Below are 3,079 nucleotides of genomic sequence, written 5' to 3'. Positions count from 1 at the left end.
CCTCGGGAAACAGCGTGAAGTCGATGCCGGTCTCCTTCGACGCCAGCAGGCGGCCGGACAGGTAACACGCGTCGAAGACATCCGCCGGGTAGCGCTTGAGGCTGGGGCTGGCGCGCAGAACACGGCCGATCCGGGTCCGCTGCTCGAAGATCGTGGCCGTCCAGCTGTTGTTGCGCAATCCCGGCTGGTACTTCCACTTGAGGAGATGGCCGAGAAGAACGTCCAGGCGGCTTTCGATCTGGTGCTTCTCGCTGCCGCCCACGCTCCTCACCTCGTCGATCAGGTTCCTCAGGTCGAGCTCGTCGAACCGGCGTGCCCGCAGCAGCTCGGCCTGGGCCTGCGTCCAGAGATAGAAGTCCGTCTCATAGGGATCGGCCGCCGGAGGCGGTCTCAGCGCGGCGTTCGACATCGTGGCTCTCCTCGAACGTGCCGATCCTACCTCAAAACAAAAAGTACCGCTGCGCCATCGGCAGAACGTCGGCCGGCTCGCAGACCAGCAGCTCGCCGTCGGCGCGCACGTCGTAGGTCTCGGGGTCGACCTCGATCTCGGGCGTCGCGTCGTTGAGGATCATGCTCTTCTTCGAGATGCCGCCGCGCACGTTCTCCACCGCGACGAGCTGCTTCTGGACACCCAGGCGCTCGCGCAGGCCGTCCGCGATCGCGGCCTTCGAGACGAAGGTCAGCGCGGTCGCGAACGGCGCGCGGCCGTAGGCGCCGAACATCGGGCGATAATGCACCGGCTGCGGCGTCGGGATCGAGGCGTTGGGATCGCCCATCGGCGCCACCGCGATCATCCCGCCCTTGATCACGAGGTCGGGCTTCACCCCGAAGAAGGCCGGCGACCACAGCACGAGGTCGGCGAGCTTGCCCGGCTCGACCGAGCCGATATGGGCCGACACGCCGTGCGCGATCGCCGGGTTGATCGTGTATTTCGCGATGTAGCGCCGCGCCCGCAGGTTGTCGTTGCCCGAGGCGTCGCCGGGGAGGGCGCCGCGCTGGCGCTTCATCTTGTCCGCCGTCTGCCAGGTGCGGATCGCGACCTCGCCGACCCGGCCCATGGCCTGGCTGTCCGACGACATCATCGAGAGCGCGCCGATGTCGTGCAGGATGTCCTCGGCCGCGATCGTCTCCTTGCGGATGCGGCTCTCGGCGAAGGCGAGATCCTCCGGGATCGACGGGTCGAGGTGGTGGCACACCATCAGCATGTCGAGATGCTCGTCGATGGTGTTTTTCGTGTAGGGCCGCGTCGGGTTGGTGGACGAGGGCAGCACGTGCGCGAGCCCCGCCACCTTGATGATGTCGGGCGCGTGCCCGCCGCCGGCGCCCTCGGTGTGGAAGGCGTGGATGGTGCGGCCGGCGAACGCCGCGATCGTGTCCTCGACGAAGCCCGACTCGTTCAGCGTGTCGGTGTGGATCATCACCTGCACGTCGTGCTGGTCGGCGACCGTCAGGCAGGTGTCGATCGCCTTCGGCGTGGTGCCCCAATCCTCGTGCAGCTTGAGCGCGCAGGCGCCGGCCCGCACCATCTCGACGAGAGCGTCGGGGCGCGAGGCGTTGCCCTTGCCGGCAAACGCCAGGTTCATCGGAAAGCTGTCGGCCGCCTCGATCATCCGGGCGATGTGCCAGGGGCCCGGCGTGCAGGTGGTGGCGAAGGTGCCGTGCGCCGGCCCGGTGCCGCCGCCGAGCATGGTGGTGATCCCCGAGCACAGGGCCTCGTCGATCTGCTGCGGGCAGATGAAGTGGATGTGGCTGTCGAAGCCGCCGGCGGTAAGGATCTTGCCCTCCCCGGCGATCACCTCGGTGCCCGGGCCGACGACGATGTCGACGCCCGGCTGGATGTCCGGGTTGCCGGCCTTGCCGAGCCGGACGATCCGCCCCTTCACGATCCCGACGTCGCACTTCACCACGCCCCAATGGTCGAGCACGACCGCGTTGGTGATCACCGTGTCCACCGCGCCGTCGGCGTTGGTGACCTGGCTCTGCCCCATCCCGTCGCGGATCACCTTGCCGCCGCCGAACTTCACCTCCTCGCCGTAGGTGGTGAAGTCGCGCTCGACCTCGATCTCCAGGCAGGTGTCGGCGAGCCGGATGCGGTCGCCGGTCGTGGGCCCGAACATGTCGGCATAGGCGGCGCGGGGGAGGGCGGCGCGGGGGGGCGTGTTGGCCATGCTAGAGCGCCCCCATCACGTCGCCGCGGAAGCCGTACACCGTCCGCCCGCCGGACAGCGGCACCAGGGCCACCTCCCGCGTCGAGCCGGGCTCGAACCGCACCGCCGTGCCCGGCGCGATGTCGAGGCGCCGGCCGCGGGCCTTCTCCCGGTCGAAGCGCAACCCCGGGTTGACCTCGAAGAAATGGTAATGCGAGCCGACCTGGATCGGCCGGTCGCCGACGTTGGCGACCTCAACCACGGTGCGCTCGCAGCCTTCGTTGAACACGATCTCGCCCGGCAGCGTGGTGACGGCGCCCGGCACGTCGGGGGAGGGCGCGCCGCGCACCGGATGGTGCACGGTGACGAGCTTGGTGCCGTCGGGGAAGGTCGCCTCGACCTGGATGTCGTGGATCATCTCGGCGATGCCCGGCATCACCTGGTCCGTGGTGAGCACGTTGGCGCCCGCCTGCATCAGCTCGGCGACCGAGCGCCCGTCGCGGGCGCCCTCGACCACGACGTCGGTGATCAGCGCGATCGCCTCCGGGTGGTTGAGCTTGACGCCGCGGGCGAGGCGGTTCCGCGCGACCTGCGCGGCCATGGCCACGAGGAGCTTGTCTTTTTCGCGAGGCGTCAGCAGCACGAGGAGCCCTCTCGGATTTCGGCTGGTCCGGACTCATTTCGGCCGGTTCGGACCTGGAGCAAGGATCATGCTGGTGCGACGGTCAAGCCTTCCGGGCGACCGGAACGTGCCGCGCCTACCGCTGATTGAACCTTCGCGCGTCCGTACATGGCGCGTTCACGCGCACGCGTCATTCTGCGGATCCGAACATGACGATTCCCCTCCCCATCGCGCTCGTGAACGCGCGCCCCGTCGGCATCGCCGAGCTCGCCGCCTCCGCGGTGGCGCGCGTTCACGAGCGCGATGGGGA

Annotated in this window: 3 protein-coding genes; all 3 read right to left on the bottom strand. The window is 69.1% G+C overall.

The genetic code is table 11. From position 1 onward, the window contains the following. The coding region (locus tag FV223_RS23910) for a DUF29 domain-containing protein (protein WP_147729310.1) at positions 1-409 on the bottom strand (409 nt) is incomplete at its 3' end. A gap of 31 nt (positions 410-440) precedes the next feature. After that, on the bottom strand, positions 441-2,168 hold the full coding sequence (gene ureC, locus FV223_RS23905; RefSeq protein ID WP_147729309.1) for an urease subunit alpha: 1,728 nt from the start codon (positions 2,166-2,168) through the stop codon (positions 441-443). A 1-nt stretch (position 2,169) separates the two neighbouring features. Then, positions 2,170-2,790, bottom strand: a complete 621-nt coding sequence (locus FV223_RS23900; protein WP_147729308.1) for an urease subunit gamma — start codon at positions 2,788-2,790, stop codon at positions 2,170-2,172. Positions 2,791-3,079 lie beyond the last annotated feature (289 nt).

It is taken from the genome of Methylobacterium sp. WL116 (assembly GCF_008039455.1).
Classification (GTDB): Bacteria; Pseudomonadota; Alphaproteobacteria; order Rhizobiales; family Beijerinckiaceae; genus Methylobacterium.
Note: the sequence above shows the minus strand (reverse complement) of the source record. Positions and strands in the feature narration are given on the sequence as shown.